The 17,310-nt window shown below is 35.2% G+C and carries 18 protein-coding genes; 9 read left to right on the top strand and 9 right to left on the bottom strand.

Translation table 11 applies throughout. The features are described 5' to 3' along the window. The 5 genes from IPK14_06315 to IPK14_06335 form a co-directional block, all read left to right on the top strand. On the top strand, positions 1-967 hold a 967-nt coding region (locus IPK14_06315; protein MBK7993036.1), incomplete at its 5' end, for an N-6 DNA methylase. A gap of 505 nt (positions 968-1,472) precedes the next feature. Next, positions 1,473-1,805, top strand: coding sequence for a hypothetical protein (locus IPK14_06320; protein ID MBK7993037.1), 333 nt, complete (start codon positions 1,473-1,475; stop codon positions 1,803-1,805). Beyond that, complete coding sequence (locus IPK14_06325) at positions 1,792-2,019, top strand: hypothetical protein (protein MBK7993038.1); 228 nt, start codon at positions 1,792-1,794, stop codon at positions 2,017-2,019. Before IPK14_06320 ends, IPK14_06325 begins: the two co-directional genes overlap by 14 nt. An 88-nt stretch (positions 2,020-2,107) precedes the next feature. After that, positions 2,108-2,605, top strand: coding sequence for a restriction endonuclease subunit S (locus IPK14_06330; GenBank protein ID MBK7993039.1), 498 nt, complete (start codon positions 2,108-2,110; stop codon positions 2,603-2,605). 836 nt (positions 2,606-3,441) lie between these two features. Beyond that, positions 3,442-5,361 (top strand): amino acid transporter, encoded by a 1,920-nt coding sequence (locus tag IPK14_06335; protein ID MBK7993040.1) that lies wholly within the window; start codon positions 3,442-3,444, stop codon positions 5,359-5,361. 49 nt (positions 5,362-5,410) lie between these two features. On the opposite strand, the gene IPK14_06340 is transcribed toward IPK14_06335, so the two are convergent. Both IPK14_06340 and IPK14_06345 read right to left on the bottom strand, forming a co-directional pair. Continuing rightward, positions 5,411-5,983, bottom strand: coding sequence for a hypothetical protein (locus IPK14_06340; GenBank protein ID MBK7993041.1), 573 nt, complete (start codon positions 5,981-5,983; stop codon positions 5,411-5,413). A gap of 167 nt (positions 5,984-6,150) precedes the next feature. Beyond that, positions 6,151-7,611 carry an MATE family efflux transporter gene (locus tag IPK14_06345; protein MBK7993042.1) on the bottom strand — a complete coding sequence of 487 codons (1,461 nt, stop codon included), beginning with the start codon at positions 7,609-7,611 and terminating at the stop codon, positions 6,151-6,153. A gap of 494 nt (positions 7,612-8,105) precedes the next feature. Here IPK14_06345 and IPK14_06350 point away from each other — a divergent pair, with 494 nt between their 5' ends. Both IPK14_06350 and IPK14_06355 read left to right on the top strand, forming a co-directional pair. Continuing rightward, the gene (locus IPK14_06350; protein MBK7993043.1) at positions 8,106-8,387 is read left to right on the top strand and encodes a DUF1778 domain-containing protein; all 282 of its coding nucleotides are present in this window, start codon (positions 8,106-8,108) and stop codon (positions 8,385-8,387) included. Positions 8,388-8,396: 9 nt separating this feature from the next. Further along, complete coding sequence (locus tag IPK14_06355) at positions 8,397-8,717, top strand: hypothetical protein (GenBank protein ID MBK7993044.1); 321 nt, start codon at positions 8,397-8,399, stop codon at positions 8,715-8,717. Between the two features lie 224 nt (positions 8,718-8,941). On the opposite strand, the gene IPK14_06360 is transcribed toward IPK14_06355, so the two are convergent. The 3 genes from IPK14_06360 to IPK14_06370 are packed head-to-tail and all read right to left on the bottom strand — an operon-like array spanning position 8,942 to position 11,746. Then, positions 8,942-10,084 (bottom strand): aminotransferase class V-fold PLP-dependent enzyme, encoded by a 1,143-nt coding sequence (locus IPK14_06360; GenBank protein MBK7993045.1) that lies wholly within the window; start codon positions 10,082-10,084, stop codon positions 8,942-8,944. A 2-nt stretch (positions 10,085-10,086) separates the two neighbouring features. Then, complete coding sequence (locus tag IPK14_06365; protein ID MBK7993046.1) at positions 10,087-10,683, bottom strand: hypothetical protein; 597 nt, start codon at positions 10,681-10,683, stop codon at positions 10,087-10,089. A gap of 31 nt (positions 10,684-10,714) precedes the next feature. Continuing rightward, positions 10,715-11,746, bottom strand: coding sequence for a ThiF family adenylyltransferase (locus IPK14_06370; protein MBK7993047.1), 1,032 nt, complete (start codon positions 11,744-11,746; stop codon positions 10,715-10,717). Between the two features lie 131 nt (positions 11,747-11,877). On the opposite strand from IPK14_06370, the gene IPK14_06375 reads away from it, so the two are divergent. Continuing rightward, positions 11,878-13,194, top strand: coding sequence for a 4Fe-4S dicluster domain-containing protein (locus tag IPK14_06375; protein ID MBK7993048.1), 1,317 nt, complete (start codon positions 11,878-11,880; stop codon positions 13,192-13,194). A 164-nt stretch (positions 13,195-13,358) separates the two neighbouring features. Here the strand turns inward: IPK14_06375 and IPK14_06380 are convergent, their stop codons facing one another. Continuing rightward, complete coding sequence (locus tag IPK14_06380) at positions 13,359-14,345, bottom strand: tetratricopeptide repeat protein (GenBank protein ID MBK7993049.1); 987 nt, start codon at positions 14,343-14,345, stop codon at positions 13,359-13,361. Between the two features lie 200 nt (positions 14,346-14,545). Between IPK14_06380 and IPK14_06385 the strand changes: the two genes are divergently transcribed. Further along, positions 14,546-14,923: a hypothetical protein gene (locus IPK14_06385; GenBank protein MBK7993050.1), complete on the top strand. Its 378-nt coding sequence runs from the start codon at positions 14,546-14,548 to the stop codon at positions 14,921-14,923. A 10-nt stretch (positions 14,924-14,933) separates the two neighbouring features. Here the strand turns inward: IPK14_06385 and IPK14_06390 are convergent, their stop codons facing one another. From IPK14_06390 to IPK14_06400, 3 genes are all read right to left on the bottom strand, one after another. Continuing rightward, positions 14,934-15,677 (bottom strand): hypothetical protein, encoded by a 744-nt coding sequence (locus IPK14_06390; GenBank protein MBK7993051.1) that lies wholly within the window; start codon positions 15,675-15,677, stop codon positions 14,934-14,936. A 211-nt stretch (positions 15,678-15,888) separates the two neighbouring features. After that, the gene (locus tag IPK14_06395; GenBank protein MBK7993052.1) at positions 15,889-16,869 is read right to left on the bottom strand and encodes a C-GCAxxG-C-C family protein; all 981 of its coding nucleotides are present in this window, start codon (positions 16,867-16,869) and stop codon (positions 15,889-15,891) included. Positions 16,870-17,028: 159 nt separating this feature from the next. Beyond that, positions 17,029-17,307: a DUF2934 domain-containing protein gene (locus IPK14_06400; GenBank protein ID MBK7993053.1), complete on the bottom strand. Its 279-nt coding sequence runs from the start codon at positions 17,305-17,307 to the stop codon at positions 17,029-17,031. Positions 17,308-17,310 lie beyond the last annotated feature (3 nt).

Raw genomic sequence — 17,310 nt, forward strand, 5'->3', positions numbered from 1 at the left:
TCAATCAATTGTTAGGTGTGTCAAGCCTGATCCACGTGTTCATAAGGATTTTAGCATTTGCGATCCTGCTTGTGGGACAGGTGGTTTTCTAGTTGCAGCCTATGAATGGTTGATTGAACTAACCAAAGGCGGCGCGTTAGAGCGTGAAACAGCGCGACGAATTAAAAATAACACTTATTTTGGACAAGAATTAGTAGCCCGTCCACGTCGGCTAGCTTTGATGAATCTTTATTTACACGGAATTGAGTCTAAAATTGAGTTTGGCGACACAATAGAACAACCTGCGTCTAGTAAACGCTTTGACATAATTTTGACTAATCCGCCATTTGGTACAAAGGGAGCAAATCAGGCCCCAAAGCGTGAAGATTTTACAATCAGCACATCAAACAAACAGCTTAATTTTCTACAACATATTTTGACAGTATTAAAACCAGGTGGACGTGCTGCGGTGGTGTTGCCGGACAATTGTTTATTTGAAGGCAAGGCAGGTGAAGTTTTTGAGATTTTAATGCAGGATTGCAATGTCCATACGGTTTTGCGCTTGCCACGTGGGACATTTACGCCTTATAGCCAAGGTGTTAAAGCTAATGTGATATTTTTGCAAAAAGGATTAGCTACAGAAAAAGTCTGGATTTTTGATGGGCGTTCCAATGTTGCAGGAATTACTAAAAAAGACCGACCATTATCACCAGAGCATTTTGCAGAATTTGAGCAATGCTATGGTGCAGACCCAAACGGCAACAGCAAGCGCACGGACACAGGTTTAGAGGGGCGTTTCCGTTGTTTTAGCATTGATGAAGTAAAAGAGCGAGATTATAAGCTAGACATCACTTGGCTTAAGGATGAGTCCTTAGAGGATGCTGACGAGTTACCCGAACCCCAAGACCTAGCTACAGAAGCAATCACAGAGTTAGAAGCGGTTGTGGATGATTTAAAGGAAATAATTATTTTATTAAAGGAAGGATGAAATAAATAATGAATAATTTTGGCAAAAACCTGTAAGATGGCAAGTAGTGTTCATTTGCGAAAAGATTTGATCGGTCGAAGTGCAATTCACCATAAAGATGGATTGTAATAAAAGCAAATAAAGAAGGCTATATCCTTTAATCAAAGCTAACAACCTTGATTTAAATGCTAAAAAAGTATTCTCAACTCAAGAATTGTTAATGTTCCAACAAAGCTGTTATTGTTCCCAAAAAAAAGTTAAGAAGTGCTTTGGTTTCAGTTCTTGCATTGTCTGGCTGGGCAAAGTGATTAGCAGGAAAAAAGGCACAAATTACAGATAATGCTGTTATCTAAAAGATTTTTGGGTTTAAGACGCTGTTTCTTATTTCTGGAAAATTTAAAAGCAGAATATCGAAATAATTCATCTTCTGACACGAAGGCATATTAATAATTTAACAAAGAAGATTTTAAACCTTATATTTTCCCCCCCCCTAAACGAGCAACGCCGCATAGTTGCCAAGCTAGAAGTGCTGTTAGGCAAGGTTGATGGGTGCCAAAAACGGCTAGAGAAAATCCCACGTATTCTCAAGCGATTTCGTCAATCGGTTTTGGCTGCGGCTTGTGATGGGCGATTGACGGCAGATTGGCGGGAGGGGAATAAGGATTTACTCAACAACCTAACAACAAAACAATCTTTTTTATCAAATGTGGACTTAAAAACTTTTAATCCAAATATTGATGTTGGTTCATTGCCAGAACTCGTAGAAGGATGGGATTACACATCTATTGACACTTTTCTTTCAAATGATAGGAAAGGGTTAAAAATGGGCCTGATTTGGAAGCATATTGCACAAAAGTGATCATCAACCAGAAGGAATTCCTGTTTTAGGAATTGAAAATATTGGATTTATGCAATTTATAAATGGAAGTAAAATACATATTACTTCACAAAAAGCTAAAGAATTATCAGAGTATGAAGCGTTACCAGGAGATATTTTAATATCGCGTTCTGGTACAGTTGGAGAAGTTTGTGTTGTTCCTCAAGGGGGGAAGCTAGAATATCAACAAATCTAATTGTGTGGTTTGTTTCAGACAAAATAATGTTGCCTTTGTTTTTTTATTTGTTTAATGGTTCTCCTTTGTTTTAACCAAAAGTTGAGTAATGGTCAAGCCACACAGGAGGACAAATCTTAACCAAACTATCTTAAAATCAATATTATTTCCTCTTCCCCCTCTAGCAGAACAACAAGAAATTGTTCGGCGGGTTGAGTCGCTCTTTAAGCTTGCTGATCAGCTAGAAGGCCGCTACCAAAAGGCTAAATCGTATGTTGATAAGTTGACTCAATCAATACTAGCTAAAGCTTTTCGCGGTGAACTTGTAGCCCAAGACCCAAATGATGAACCTGCAAGCGTGTTGCTAGAGAGAATCAAACAGGAAAAAGAAGCGGCTACAACAGAAAAATCACGTAAGGTTAGCGTAAAGAGAAAAGTAGAAAATAAAAAAGAATCAAAAGAAATAATTGTAGAAAATAAAGCGCATATAAATGATAAATTTGTTGAAATTGTTAAAGAAAACAAGAGCAGTAATTTTAATAAAATGGTGGCGGATATAGAAAAACTTGGCGAACAAATGACGTTGCCGTTTATAGGGGAAGATTGATTAAATATGGCGTAAACCAAGCGATGTAGCGTCTTAAGCCCCAACGGGGCGAAAGATATGTAGCCCAGAGCGTAAGCTCTGGGTTTAGGTAATATGTCGTATAAAGCCCCAACGGGGCGTAAGAGTTTAACAAGAAAAGGCTCTTACGCCCTTACAGGGCTTAAAGAGACTTAATTACTTTTTCCTAGGGCTTACGCCCTAGGCTACATATCTTACGCTCCTTCCGAGCTAAGAGTTTAGTAACTTATTCATTGTGGATAACTTATTGCTTAAGTTCGCGCTTATGGGTCGTAAGACCTAGGCTACGATTATTATGCTCCTTCGGAGCTAAGAGTGTGATTACAAAGTGATTATGCCGTATATGTTAGGCTAGTTGGGGCTAAGAGTGTGATTACAAAGTGAGCTTCAAATCTTTATATATTCTTTATGAATTTCTTATTACTTCCTTATCCAATTTAGATAAACTTGATCTACTTAAAAGAAAATTGTTGTCTAACTCAAATAAATGCAAAGGTTTAGTAGTTTTATTTTAAGTATTAAATGATTATTTATTAGCCTAATCTATTTATAAAATAGAGCGGAGGAACCAAAAAGATTGCTTTTGTAATCTTTTAATAATGGGGCGAATTTAAGTTTAACTTAATAGGGTACTTCCACACCCAAGCCCGTCAGCTAACTTCGTAGGCGTGATTGGAAGGAATAATTGATGTTTACAAGTGCTAGTAAAATTGTAGGCTTACTTTTTAACTCTAAAATTTTTTCACCTAACAAATTATTTCTTCAACACCCCCTTTCATAAATACAAATCTTCCTTTCTAAATCAGGTGAGATAAAAAATGTCAATCACATCATTAAAAAAACGCTTCAATTTTTGGCTATTAGAAGGCATAAAAGATACCACCAAAAAACCAGATAAAGAAAAAGCTAAAGCTCATGAACAAGCTAGCTGGTGGAAAGTAATGTGCTTAACTGGGGTAGATTACTTTTCTACGCTAGGCTATCAACCTAGTATTGCTTTTTTAGCCGCAGGACTACTATCACCTATGGCAACTTTTATTGTGGTGTTAGTAACTTTGTTTGGAGCATTGCCTATTTATAGACGTGTAGCAGCAGAAAGCCCTCACGGTCAAGGCAGTATCTCAATATTAGAAGCAATGTTGCCACGTTGGAAAGGTAAGGTTTTAGTTTTAATTCTACTTGGCTTTGCAGCAACAGATTTTATGATAACAATTACTTTGTCTGCTGCTGATGCTACGGCTCATATTATAGAAAATCCTTTTGTCCCTCATTGGTTAGACCATAAGGTTTTAGTTACACTTTTACTAGTAACATTATTAGGTGCTGTTTTCTTAAAAGGATTTAAGGAAGCTATTAATTTAGCCGTCTTTTTAGTATTTGCTTATCTAATACTTAACTTTGTTGTAATTTCAGTAGGCTTTTATCACATTATAAAAGATCTTAGTGTTATTGCTAGTTGGAAAACGGCTATGTTTACTACACATGGGACATCTTGGAATATATTGGGAGTGTCTTTGCTGCTTTTTCCTAAATTAGCATTAGGTTTATCAGGTTTTGAAACAGGTGTGGCTGTAATGCCTTTAGTAAAAGGTGATTTGACCGACAAAGCAGAAAAACCTGAAGGACGAATTAGAAACACAAAAAACTTGTTATTTGCAGCAGCAATAATTATGAGCGTGTTTCTAATTAGCAGCAGTTTAGTTACTACATTTTTAATTCCTGAAAAAGAATTTCAACCCGGTGGACAAGCTAATGGCCGTGCATTGGCTTATTTAGCTTATCTTTATCTAGGAAAAGCTTTTGGAACAGTTTATGACTTAAGCACTATTTCTATTTTGTGGTTTGCAGGTGCTTCAGCAATGGCAGGACTACTTAATTTAGTGCCAAGATATTTACCTAAATATGGAATGGCTCCTGATTGGGCTAGGGCTTCTCGACCACTAGTATTATTTTTTACCGCAGTAGGATTTATAATCACAATTTTATTTGAAGCTGATGTAGATGCTCAAGGCGGTGCTTATGCTACTGGTGTGCTAGTGCTAATGTTTTCTGCTGCTTTAGCGGTTACTTTAATTGTTTGGAAAAATGGGTGGGCAAGCCGAATTAAGTTTTTACTTATTACTTTAGTATTTGGTTATACAACTATACTTAATGTTTTTGAAAGGCCAGAAGGAATAAAAATAGCTTCATTTTTTATCATCGTTACTTTGGTTACTTCTTTAACATCTCGCGCTCTACGTTCTACAGAGTTAAGAACTAAAAAAGTATTTTTAGACAAAACGGCTCAACAGTTTATAAAAGAAGCTAGCAAAATTGGTGAAATACGAATTATTGCCCATAGACCAGGCGGTCACACATATAATTTTAAAGAAAAAGAAGCTAGAGAAATACATAATCTATTTGACGATCAATTAATATTTTTAGAGATAACACCAGGGGATGCTTCAGAATTTACAGATGAAGTTCTAGAAATTAATGGAGTTGCAGAAGGAAAACATCGGATTTTAAGATGTGAAAGTCCTGCTATACCTAATGCTATTGCTGCGTTACTTTTACATATTCGTGATAATACTCGCCAGCAACCGCATGTTTATTTTGGATGGACAGAAGGTAATCCTATTACTTATGTATTGAAATATTTAGCTTTTGGTGAAGGTGATACTGCTCCTGTTACTCGTGAAGTTTTAAGACTAGCTGAACCTAACCCAAAACGCCGTCCTTATGTTCATGTTGGGTAAGGTTTGCTTGTCCAAAATTATAAAAAGCGTGTTTTAACTAGAAGCTAGATTAGCTAGCTAATTTAGCTTCTAGTTTTTCTGTTTTGTCTTCGAGCATATCTAATCTTATTGCTTGGTCGCCAAGTTCTTTCATTAGTGGGTGCAGACTACGACCTAGACTTTTAATTTCATGCTTAACAAGTTTGAACTCTTGTAGCATTTCTTGCTTAAGATTACTTAGTGCTAGCTCAAATTTAGCGTCTTGATTGGCTAAAGCTTGCTCAAGGTCAGCTTTGATTTCAGCTTTAAGATCAGCTTTTTGTTGAGCAAAGAGCAAGATCTCAAACTCAGCCTTTTGTTGAGCAAGAGCAAGCTCAAGGTCAGCTTTGATTTCAGCTTTTAACTCAGCCTTTTGTTGAGCAAGAGCAAGCTCAAGGTCAGCTTTGATTTCAGCTTTAAGATCAGTGACAACATCTTTAACAATTTGACTAAAAGCTGATAAAAATTCAGGATTAGTACGTTTAGCCAGTTCAGCTTTTACAAAATTCATATCGGATTGTAAGGTGTGAATATCAGCAGCCATTTTGTTTAAGGTTGCTGTGTCATTTTCATTGGGGAATTGTTGGTTGTTTTGTTCTGTCATAAATTTTGTCTTTTTACTGGAAACTTAAGCCCAATTTTACCTTAACTTTTTTGTTATTTCCAATTGTAATTTTTGTTAACTAAATAAGTTTAACTACAAGATAAATAGAATATTAAGTTACTAAAGCAAAATTATTTCACTTTAGTAACTTAATTATTTTCAGGCTATTAGATTTTACGCGTTTTCCAGCGACCTAAACGAAATACATAAATTCCAACTACAGCAATTAGAGATTCAGCAATTGTTATCGCAATAAAAACACCTTGTGCGCCCATGCTAGTTCTGGTTGCTAGGAAATATGCTAAAGGAATTTGTAAAAGCCAGTAACAACATAAATTTATAATTGTCGGTGTAAGTGTATCTCCTGCACCATTAAAGGCTTGTACCATTACCATTCCATAGGCATAAAATACATAACCATAGCTTATGTAAAGAAGGCAATCTACACCATAAAGAACTACTTTAGCATCACTAGTAAAAAGACGTACTAGAGGTTCAGCAAATAAAATAAATAGCACTGTGACAAGACCTAGAAAAAGCATATTAATCACGGCTGTACGCCAAACAGACTTTTCTGCTCTTTCAGGGCGGTTAGCACCTAGGTTTTGGCCTACTAATGTTGCTGCTGCATTGCTCATTCCCCAAGAAGGTAGAATAGCAAAAATAATTATACGAATTGCTACAGTATAACCAGCTAGTGCAGCATCGCCAAAAATTGCAACCATCCTAACTAGACCTAGCCAACTAGCTGTTGCAACTAGATATTGGAACATACCACCAAGAGAGATACTTAAAAGTTGACGCATAATGGAAAAATCAATCCGTAAATGTTCAAACCTTATTTGTATACGCCCTTTGCTAAACAAAGCTAGAAGTTGATAGCCAACACCTATTGCACGACCTATAGTAGTTGCTATGGCTGCACCTGTGACACCAAGTTCTGGAAATGGCCCAAGTCCAAAGATTAAACAAGGGTCAAGCACTATGTTACATAAATTAGCAAGCACCAATGCCCGCATCGCTATTGCAGCATCGCCAGCACCACGAAAAATTGCATTAATGAGAAACAAAAGCATTATTGTTATGTTGCCGCCAAGCATTACTTTTGCATAATTTGTGCCTGTAGCAGTAACACCCGCAGATGCTCCCATTAATTGAAATATTTTTGGTGTTAGTAGAATTGAAGAAATTCCAATTATTAAGGAAACAATAATTCCAATAATAATTGCTTGAACTGCTACTATAGAAGCGGCTTCAGGTGATTTTTCTCCAATTCGTCGGGCAACAAGTGCTGTAGTTGCCATACTTAAGCCCATAGCAATAGCAAAAATAAGTGTAAGTATTGATTCTGTAAGACCTACCGTAGCAATAGCATCTGCACCAAGCCGTGCTACAAAGAAAACGTCAACAATTCCAAAAAGGGATTCCATTGACATTTCTAGCACCATTGGAACAGATAGCAAGATAATTGCTCGGTTGATGCTACCTTCGGTGAAATCTTGTTCTGAGCCTGAGATTGCTTCTTTTAAGGTTTGCTTAAATCGTCTAAACAAACTAGTTTGAGGCTCGTTTGGTAAAGATACTTCAAGATTATTAATATTATTTAAGTTATCTAAATTATTTTTCATAAACTGCACCATTAAGTTAAGGCTAGATGAGCCTTGATAAATGTCCAGGTTGGACGTTGTGATTAATTCCTAATGGTAGGTGTCGGACAATGATTAAATTGTTGGTGCAGTAGAGGATCTCAAAAGATTAAATAAAAAGCTGTTCTTTTGGGAACTTTTACTGCTATTTAAGCAATGTCTGAAGACCTAGACCCCGCATAGAGCGCATTTTGGTTAATTTGTCTACAGCGGATACTAGAGTGATATTTGGTAGGGTAGATTTCATGGTTTTTACTCCTAAAAGTTTATTGAAATTAAAATTTTGTTGATTTGAATGTTGGCTTGAGAAGCCAAAGCCGCCTAACGTGACTAGATTTTCAAAGGTTCAGAATTTTTCCTATATTTGGCAACAATAAAAATATTAGTTTGTATTTTAAGGATGATTTGATTAAAATAATGCAAATTTGTAATCCTATTTGGATTACATTTAATGACAAATATAAAGGTCAAATAGTATGCTAAACCCTTCTAAACAAAGAAATAATAAATTACAAATACGTGTAGACAAATTAACAAAAGAAAAAATAGAACAAGCTGCTAGCTACTCTAACAAAACAATTAGCGATTTTGTTTTAGAAAACGTAGTCCCAGTGGCTGAAAAAGTAATAGAAGAACACATAACCATAAAAGTTTCAAATAGAGATTGGGACAAACTGATGGCTCAATTAGAAAATCCTCCTGAAGCAAATGAAGCATTAAAGCAAGCTGCAAAACGTTATAAGGCTATAGTTAAATAAAACTAAACTATGGAAAATCTACTCAAAATAAAAATAGAGTTGTTTTCAAGTGAAAATCATAAGGTAGAAAACTTTTCTTGTGGCTATGAAAGTTTGGATAAATATATAAAATCTTATGCGGAAATTAATGCTAATAGAGGTCTTGGAAGAACTTTTGTAGCAGTAGAAGAAAATAATAAAGAGATAAAAGGCTATTACACTTTAACAGCAACCGAGATAGTAAAAGAGAAACTACCCAAAAAGCAAACTAGAGGGTTGCCTAATTATCCTATACCCGCAATTTTGTTAGCTAGATTAGCTATAGATAAAACTGCTCAAGGAAAAAATTAGGAGAATACCTTCTTTTTAATGCCTTTAGTCGTGTTTTAAGTGCAAGTTATGATTTTGGTATAAGAATAATTATAGTTGATGCAATAGATGAACAAGCAAAAAATTTTTATCTAAAATATGGTTTTACAGCTTTTGATGATAATCCATTAAAACTATTTTTACCTCTAAAAACAGTCGAACCATTAATAATTATTTGAAAAAAAATAAATCAAAAAATCTATAAACTAACCTACAACAATTTCTTTAATTGCTGTAATAAATAACTTTATTTCTTCTAAAGTGTTAAATGCTCCGATGCTGACACGTACTAAACCATCAGGACTAGTTCCTAAAGTTTTATGTACTAATGGAGCGCAATGTAAGCCTCCACGTACAGCAATATCAAAATGTTGGTCTAAAATTGCGGCTACCTCGTCTGAACGATAGCTAGCAACAGCAAAAGACAGAACTCCAACACGGCGAGTTAAATCATTTGACCCATAAATTTTTACTTCATCAATTTCTTGAATAGAATTTAACAAATACTCAAGCAAAGAAAGCTCATGACACCTAATTTTTTCAATACTTTCTTGGGCTAAAAAGTCTAGGGCTGCACCTAAACCAGCAATTCCAGCTAAATTATGTGTTCCTGCTTCAAGTTGAAAGGGAAGTTCTACAGGTTGCAAGGGTGAAAGCGAGTCTCCACCCGTTCCACCTTCCCGCCAGCTTTTTACCTTGGCGCGATTGCTTAAGTAAAATAATCCTGTGCCGGGAGGCCCAAGCAGGCTTTTATGACCACTAGCAGCAAGTAAATCTATCTGCATTTGCTGAACATCTATTGCAATAACTCCTAGGGCTTGGGCTGCGTCTACTAGAAAAAGTAAATTATGGCGTTTAGCTATATCTCCAATTTCAGCAATAGGTTGAAGTGTTCCTAAAACATTAGAGGCGGCTGTAACAGCTATTAGCTTGGTTTCTGGCCGGATTTGTTTTTCAATTTCTTGTGGGCTAACAAAACCTTGCGAGTCAAAACCGACTAGGGAAAGCAAGATGTCTTTTTGGGCTAAATTTTGTAGTGGTCTTAGAACGGAATTATGTTCTAAAGTGGTAGAAATCGCGTGATCCCCTGTTGATAAAACACCTTTGATTGCAATGTTTAGCGCGTCAGTAGCATTAAAAGTAAAGATAATTTGTTCTAAACTTTGAGCTTTAATCAATTTAGCTAATTTTAGACGAGTATCTTCAATAATTTGTTGGGCGGCTCTAGCCATACGATGGGCGGAGCGGCCCGGATTTGCTCCTGAAAGCTGAAGGCTTTCTATCATTCGTTGATAAACCAATGGCGGTTTAGGGTAGCTTGTTGCAGCGTTATCTAAATAAATAGTCATTGCTAATAAGTTTTTCCATGCTCTTGAATAAAGGCGATTCTTGACATTATCAAGGCCATTAAATGATGAAAATGCTCGGCTTCCCAACGCATAATTGGTTCAACATTGATTGCTGTAATTGTGTGGGAGCGTCCTGTTTGTTGGTTAAACTTAAACTCAGCTAAGGAATGAATATAATGAGCTTTTATTACGGTTAAAGTATGTTGGTATTTTCCAGTTTTTTTGGATATTTGGTTAAGAAAAAAGTTATCTCCATTGGACAGTTCAATTGAGAGTCTAGGTTTAGCTTGATTAAGAGATTTATTAGTCAAACGAGAAAGATTGCTCATTTTGTCTTTGGCTGTAATTATTCTACCCATTGAAGTTACTTCTAAGTCTAACTGAAAATCTATCATTCCAGTAGCAATATAAGTGCCTATACGGGAGCGATGCCAATGCAATGTGGCAAATTCTTTATCATTATGTAAAAAAGAATACTTAGGATGTAGCATGCCACGTCGTTTAACAAAAATTTCGCCCTTATGCCATTCATTTTCTATAATTTCGGCTCCCATAGACAGATAAGAACCTAGATCAGAACGCTCTTTTCCTATTTCCATTTTTATTTCTCCTTATATGAATCCTAGGCTATTACACACCAATATATTTAGCATAAAGACCGCGTGCAATGGATTCGTCTTTTGTGCCATGAATAATGCTACGAGCATCAGAAAACACGGTCATTTCATAGTTTTCTAGCTTAACACGCAATAAGAACTTATTTACATTTACCTCACCGCAACTTTTTAACTTTTCAGCTATTGAAATCAAATCTAACTTAGTTATTTGTGATGGAACAATTTGGACAGCATTACGCCCGCAAAGTGTGGTCATCAACTGGCGATTTTCAGCCACTAAAAAATCAAATTGTTTATGTTGACACGCTCGACAATCGGCACGCTCTAGCAGGCTTTGAACGTTTATTTTGCTATAAGTATTTTGCCAAAGGTCTATTTGAATCAATCCTTTATGTAAATTTTCTAAATTGCCAGTTAGAATTTTTAATGCTTCTGTAGTCTGATAAGCAGCAATTACGGCAATAATTGGTAAAATTACGCCTGCTGTGTCACAAGTTGGGGAACTGCCCGGAGGCGGGGCGTTTTCAAAAACACAACGTAGGCAAGGTGTTTGACCCGGCAAAACAGCCATTGTTAGCCCATAAGAGCTAACTGCCGCGCCATAAATCCAAGGTTTATTATGCTTTATACAGGCATCATTAATTAAAAATCTTGTCTCAAAATTATCTGTTCCATCTAAAACAATATCAGCATCAGCAATAAATTTTTCAATATTGGTGTGATTAACATCGGCTACAATGCTTTCTGCTTCTATATCTGAGTTAATTTGTGCGATTCTCTCACAAGCCGCAATAGCTTTTGGCAAGTGGGTTTTAGCTGCGATTTCATCAAACATTATTTGTCTATGAAGGTTAGAAAACTCTACAAAATCCCGGTCAATTGCGCGAAGTCGCTTTACCCCAGCACGAGCAAGCATTTCTAGCTGCATTGTTCCTAATGCACCACAACCAATAATTACAGCATGACTATTAAGTAATTTTTCTTGTCCAGCTTTTTTAATACCTTCAAAAAGTGTTTGACGTGAGTAGCGATCTAAAACAGACATGTTTTTTTGCCTAAGAAAATTTTATTTTTAGAATTTTTAGGATAATGTTTGTTAAGCATAAACTTCAAGCAAAGCTAGAATTATGGCTTTATAACTTTAGGTTTAACTAATTTTTGGCTATATTTAGAGACATGTTAAAAACAGCCTTAGACCAAGAAGCTGATAAATTACTTGCCTGTGTTCATTGTGGGTTATGTTTGCCTACTTGCCCTACGTATCGAGTTTTAGGTAATGAAAACGACTCGCCACGAGGCAGGCTTTATTTAATGCGAGCCGTAGCTGAAGAAAAAATAGACATTTCCCCTACTTATCATAAACATTTAGACCAATGTGTAGGCTGTCGTGCTTGTGAAACGGTTTGTCCATCGGGCGTTAATTTTGGTCATTTGCTAGAAACTGCACGTGCTGAAATGGTGGAAACAAAACCAGAAAAACTAACTCTTTGGACAAGAATAAAAAATTTCTTTCTTGGTCTAGTCTTAAAACAAGTTTTTACCCGCAAATGGTTGTTAGAACTAGTCTGGAAAACATTAAAGCTGCTCCAACAAAGCGGACTAACTACACTGCTGCTAAAATCAGGATTATTTAAGTATTTGCCAGCAATAGAGTTTGCTCTAGCACTTCTTAACAAAGCAGAAAGTCAGTTACCTGCTGCTAGAAAATTATTAAATCTTCCACCTTCACAAATTAATGAAATTAGTGATAGCGAATTTGTTGCTAGCTACCAAGTAGCACAATTTACAGGCTGCATAATGGAAGGGCTGTTTACTGAAACTAACCGAGCAACTACCAGAGTTTTAACTAGAAATAGCTGTTTTGTAGAAATACCGAAGCAACAAGTTTGTTGTGGTGCTTTACATGCTCATTCAGGCTTTCATAAAACTGCAATAATGCTAGCAAAAGCTAATATTGATAGTTTTATGCCTGTTGGGAGTCAAAATAGTTTTCCAATTATTGTTAATGCTGCTGGTTGTGGGGCAATGATGAAAGATTATGGGCGGCTACTTGCAAATGATCCAGAATATGCTGAACGCGCCCAAGCCTTTAGCCAAAGGGTTAAAGATGTCAGTGAGTTTTTATCTACCATTGATTTACATACAGGCCAGCCAATTAAAGCAAAAGTTACTTATGATGCACCTTGTCATCTTCATCACGGGCAAGCTGTCCGACAACAGCCTATAGATTTACTTCGTAAAATTCCTGGTGCTGAATTTGTGCCGTTAGTTGGAGCAGAAACTTGTTGTGGTAGCGGTGGAATTTACAACCTTACACATCCGACGATGGCCCAAGCTTTGCTAAAAGAAAAAATAGAAAATATCCTACAAACCCAAGCAGATTTTTTAGTTACAGGTAATCCTGGCTGTGCAATGCACATTGGCGCAGGGCTTCAACTAGCTGGCGAGCAAACGCTTGTCTTACACCCAATTGAGTTACTAGATCTGTTTTAGTGAACCTCTCGGCCATTAATGACCGAGACTGCGCTCGCAAAGAGGATTCAAAGTAATTTAAGTATAACGTAACTTAAATAAAATTTAATTAAACGGTTTTAAGCAAAAAATGTAGCCAGTTATTTGATAATAATTGACTACATTTTTTGTTATTTATAGAAAACTTATAATTGTTTAAATTGCTGTAAAACTTTTTGAGCTTCATCTGGTTTTCCCATTGCGTTATAAAGCTCTATCATACCAGTTACACTAAGTTTTGTATTTGGGTGTTTTTTACCATATTGTTTAAGGTCAAGTTCTAACACTTTTTTCATTATTGTTATTGCTTGGTCATATTTTTTCATATTTCCATAAAGAGTAGCCAAATTATTTAATGTGGTAACGACGTTAGGGTGTTCTGAGCCTAAAAGCTTGGTGTTAATTTCTAAGGCTCTTTTATAAAGAGGCTCGGCATCTTGAAACCGTCCAATGTTACGATAAAGAATCCCTAAAGTATTAAGAGAAATTGCTAGATTGGGATGCTCATCCCCAAAAACATCAAGAGCTTTATCAAGAGCTTTTTTGCAATATTCTTCTGCTGTTTTATAATCTTTTATTGATATATAAAGAGAAGCTATATTATTAAGTCCAATAGCAATATTTGCATGTTTATCGCCTAGTATTTTTGTATCAATAGCTAAGGCTTGTTTCATTAATTTTATGGCATCTTTATGCTTTCCTAATTGATTATAAAGAGAAGCTAGATTATTTAAGTGTTTGGATAGTTCTAGAGTTTCCTCACCATCAGATTTATGAAGTGATATAGCTTTTTTACGTAGGGCTTCTGCTTCTTTAAATTTACCAATAGTTTGATAGTAGAGAGCAAAGTTATCTAAACCTACAATGACACCAGGGTCTTTTTCTCCAAGAAGTTTGATTCTAAGGTCTAGGTATTTTTTAAAAAAAGGTTCAGCTTCTAAATGTTTACCTAATGTTTGATGAAGCACAGCAATATAATTTAATGCAGTTGCAACTTCTAAATGTTCTTCCCCAAATTCTTTGACAGCAGAAATGTACCATTCATTAGTTAGAGCTAATGCTTGGGCGTATTGGCGTTTTTGACAAAGCTCTTTTACTTGTGACTCCATTGGGGATATATTTTGCTCAGACATAAGTTACTCCTAAGCTAATTAGTAGATATTGAAAAATTTTCCTAAAGCTAACCAAAAGCTTAATAGAAAAGCAATAGCTAATCGAAGTTTATAAAAAAGCGGGAAAGCTTCCTAGAAAGAGCTAAAATAATCTGCTTATAATAAGCCTTTCTAAGGCTACAAAACTAAATCTACATATTTTAATCTAAGGATAATTATTTATGAGTGATCGTCCAGACTATATTCAAGTTTTAAGTAATGCTGCACATTTAGATGATTCTGCTGTAGGCTTTGCTAATAAAAGAACAGACACTTTTAAGGCTTTTGAACAAGCTTTTTCTGATGCTGAATTTGCACGTCCACATTTAGATTGGTTACTTGAAAATGGTAGCGGTGCAGGAAAAATTTATGCGGCAATATTAATTGAACAATTAGATAAAGAGGCTGGAAGACAGGCTTACGCATCACTACAAAATGATGAAACGCAAGTAGAATATCGTAGTTCAGATCTTTTTGAAGTACGTTCAGTAGGGGATTTAGCTACAGGTTTGCTTAATGGAGAAGCACTAATTATCTTTCCTCCGTCAATGAAAAGATAATTAAAGAAAATTAACAAATCATATAAAAGAGGCTTAGCCGGGGAATAAAAAATTTTTCTCTTAGACGTTTTGCAATAAAGCTTTCTAGAGTTTGTTTATAAACTTTTTCTTCCATATTTTTTTTATGTAAACGCAACTGATTAACAGCCTCTTTTTCTATTTCTTTTAGTTCTTGAATAGGAATATTTTGCCGTAAGTTTTGGTAAATTATTTCTTCTAAAACAGTTAAATCCATTTCTAATTTTTCTGTGTCAATAAAGCTAGTATTTTCTAATCTTTGTGTTAGTTCAATTAATCGGTCAATAGCTCGGTTAAGAGTTTCTCCAAGTGTTTCATAGCCTTGCTGAGTTGCAGATAGTCGGGCCTGTTCTAATTCTTCGCAGCATTCTGTAATGTAGCCTATTATTTGTTGTTTGGAGAAATTACTATTTACTTCTTTTTTGTTATTATTTGCAGGAGTATCATTACTAGCAGATCCTCCAACTTGAGACTCTACATAATCCTTAAAACTAGCTAATACTTCTTGGTGACAGTAAGAAATTGTATTTACTCGTTTTCCTCGGTTGGAATCAATATTATAGCCCTCAAAGCATTTATTAATACTGCGTAAAACGACATGTAGAGGTATTCCCATTGTCCGCCAGCTTTCAACTAGTGACCAATCTAATGGTGAAAGCAGCATTGGCGCACCACGTTTGCTAACAAAAAATTCTTCTACTTCTGTGTGATAGTTATAATAGTTGAAGTGTTCCATATGTATAATTACTAGTATTTATATATATTTTTAAGACTTGAAAATATATATAACAAGTTTATTTTGGGGTGTAAAGTTGGAATAAAGGATAGTTTGTAAGTGGTTGATTTTTTTAAATGGGTTTTAGATAAAAACAAAAAAAGACATAGGTTTTTAACTTTTAAGATCTATTTAGCACTAACAGCTAAGTTTTTATCTTAAGAAGAGTAATTTACAAGCTACAAGATGATAAAGAATGCCATGCTTCAGGTTGGTATATATAAAGATAGCGCAACTTAGCCCAGTAAGATGTTTTTTCTTCCAAGTTAAAAAACTTCATTTGTTTTAAGGGAGGTGAATAAAGATGGATGGAAACGGCAGGTAAATCATTGGCTGGCTCAATTTTATGAATAGCACCAGGATTGCTAAAAATTACTTCTCCAATATCTAAAGTTTGTGAATCTGTTTCTTTGATTTCGTCTGTTTGCGGGTCTAAGAGTTGGTAATTTGTGTTAATGATTTTGCCAGAAAAGATTTTTTCTACGCTAAAAGATTCAAAGTGATCATGGATAGGGCTTTTTTGATCTTTTCCCCAACACATTATTAAAACTTCAAAGCGGCTATCTTTATAAAATAAATTACGAGCATAGCTTTCTGAAGAAAAGTTAAGACATTTAGTAATTTCTTTTTCATCAATAGTAACTTTTTGCATTAATTGAAAAATATTTTCTGCTGTAAATTCTGTTTGAGGGAGTTTTGAAAGGTATTCTATAAATCTTGTTAAGCTAAAATCGCCGCTTTCAATTTCTTGTTTGGTTAGCAAATCAACGGTTTTTCTAGTCACAAATTCTACTATTTTTGAACAATTATTTTTTCGTTCTTCAGAGGAAAAATCAGGAAATTGTGCAGTTAGTTCGCTACATTTAGTAGTTTGATATTCTTGGCGAAAATCTTCTGCAATTTGGGATGAAATTTTTTGAACTGCTTCCTTGCCATCAGTCTTAGCTTTAGCTAAGCTTGCTGCCATTGCTGCTGCTACTAGACAAGAACAAGTTTCTTCAATTCCCAAACCTCTTTCAAAACCTGTTGTTGCTTGTAAAACTTCCGCAGAGCAGTTAATTAATTTATGTTCATTAAGGCTTTGTAAAATGCTGCTAGCAGAATTAGATTTTTTTGATAAATATAGACTTTTAGCTAATTCAGAACATTGCATAAAATTTAGCCTCTTTTTATTTGAATTATTACAGTAGAGAAAATTATACCTTTTATTTTACTGTCAAGGAAAATGTATTTTGGCAATTAATTTTTGACGCAGCTTTTGACGCAGCTATAACGAGGAAAAAATTCAAGATTTATAGCTATTAGTTTTTCCTTACTCAGGTTTTATTCTTCCTGTACTTATACAGGCACTTATATAAGCTTTATTCCAATGATCTAAGGCTTTATTTTCTGGTTTTCCTTCTCTTAGCCAAATATGGTAAGCAGACTCTCTTATAAATTCTTCTTTTGGAATATTAGAATAAAAATGCTCACAACTTTGTGTTGTATGGTTATAAGGACTTTGGGCAAAAGCATTTCGCTTTACATAAGGTTGTGTAAAGTGATAGCAGTCCTCTTTAATAGGACAATTTTCTCCATAGCATTTCAACATGTT

The sequence above is a fragment of the Blastocatellia bacterium genome (genome assembly GCA_016713405.1).
Taxonomy (GTDB): Bacteria; Acidobacteriota; Blastocatellia; order Chloracidobacteriales; family JADJPF01; genus JADJPF01.

What these genes read in the sequence shown, in the direction of transcription:
- IPK14_06330 (MBK7993039.1), top strand. Translation starts at nt 2,108, where the DNA reads ATGGTCAAGCCACACAGGAGGACAAATCTTAACCAAACTATCTTAAAA.
- IPK14_06335 (MBK7993040.1), top strand. Translation starts at nt 3,442, where the DNA reads ATGTCAATCACATCATTAAAAAAACGCTTCAATTTTTGGCTATTAGAA.
- IPK14_06340 (MBK7993041.1), bottom strand. Translation starts at nt 5,983, where the DNA reads ATGACAGAACAAAACAACCAACAATTCCCCAATGAAAATGACACAGCA.
- IPK14_06345 (MBK7993042.1), bottom strand. Translation starts at nt 7,611, where the DNA reads ATGAAAAATAATTTAGATAACTTAAATAATATTAATAATCTTGAAGTA.
- IPK14_06350 (MBK7993043.1), top strand. Translation starts at nt 8,106, where the DNA reads ATGCTAAACCCTTCTAAACAAAGAAATAATAAATTACAAATACGTGTA.
- IPK14_06355 (MBK7993044.1), top strand. Translation starts at nt 8,397, where the DNA reads ATGGAAAATCTACTCAAAATAAAAATAGAGTTGTTTTCAAGTGAAAAT.
- IPK14_06360 (MBK7993045.1), bottom strand. Translation starts at nt 10,084, where the DNA reads ATGACTATTTATTTAGATAACGCTGCAACAAGCTACCCTAAACCGCCA.
- IPK14_06365 (MBK7993046.1), bottom strand. Translation starts at nt 10,683, where the DNA reads ATGGAAATAGGAAAAGAGCGTTCTGATCTAGGTTCTTATCTGTCTATG.
- IPK14_06370 (MBK7993047.1), bottom strand. Translation starts at nt 11,746, where the DNA reads ATGTCTGTTTTAGATCGCTACTCACGTCAAACACTTTTTGAAGGTATT.
- IPK14_06375 (MBK7993048.1), top strand. Translation starts at nt 11,878, where the DNA reads ATGTTAAAAACAGCCTTAGACCAAGAAGCTGATAAATTACTTGCCTGT.
- IPK14_06380 (MBK7993049.1), bottom strand. Translation starts at nt 14,345, where the DNA reads ATGTCTGAGCAAAATATATCCCCAATGGAGTCACAAGTAAAAGAGCTT.
- IPK14_06385 (MBK7993050.1), top strand. Translation starts at nt 14,546, where the DNA reads ATGAGTGATCGTCCAGACTATATTCAAGTTTTAAGTAATGCTGCACAT.
- IPK14_06390 (MBK7993051.1), bottom strand. Translation starts at nt 15,677, where the DNA reads ATGGAACACTTCAACTATTATAACTATCACACAGAAGTAGAAGAATTT.
- IPK14_06395 (MBK7993052.1), bottom strand. Translation starts at nt 16,869, where the DNA reads ATGCAATGTTCTGAATTAGCTAAAAGTCTATATTTATCAAAAAAATCT.
- IPK14_06400 (MBK7993053.1), bottom strand. Translation starts at nt 17,307, where the DNA reads ATGTTGAAATGCTATGGAGAAAATTGTCCTATTAAAGAGGACTGCTAT.